The organism is Sinomonas soli (assembly GCF_054782415.1).
Map to the genome: position 1 here is coordinate 1,290 of NZ_BAAGSN010000017.1, position 415 is coordinate 1,704.

Consider the following 415-nt stretch of genomic DNA (forward strand, 5'->3'; position numbering starts at 1 on the left):
AGGACGACCGCGAGGTCTGGATCTATGGCGAACGGGTCAAGGACGTCACCACGCACCCGGCCTTCCGCAACTCCGTCCGCAGCGCCGCGCGCCTCTACGACGCCATGCATACCCCGGGCGTGCAGGAGAAGCTCCTCGTCCCGACCGACACCGGCTCCGGCGGGCAGACCATGAGCTACTTCCGTGCGCCGCACAGCGTCGAGGACCTGAAGAAGGACCGCGAGGCGATCGAGACGTGGGCCCGGATGTCCTACGGCTGGCTCGGCCGCTCGCCGGACTACAAGGCCGCGTTCCTCGCAACCCTCGGCGGCATGCCCGACTTCTACGAGCCCTATCAGGAGAATGCCCTGCGCTGGTACAAGGAGTCGCAGGAGAAGGTCCTCTACTGGAACCACGCCATCGTGAACCCGCCGGT

Annotated in this window: 1 protein-coding gene; it reads left to right on the forward strand. The window is 67.0% G+C overall.

The features are described 5' to 3' along the window. Positions 1–415, forward strand: a 415-nt coding sequence (locus tag ACYVKZ_RS17540; protein WP_460993544.1) for a 4-hydroxyphenylacetate 3-hydroxylase N-terminal domain-containing protein, incomplete at both ends; no start/stop codon positions are given.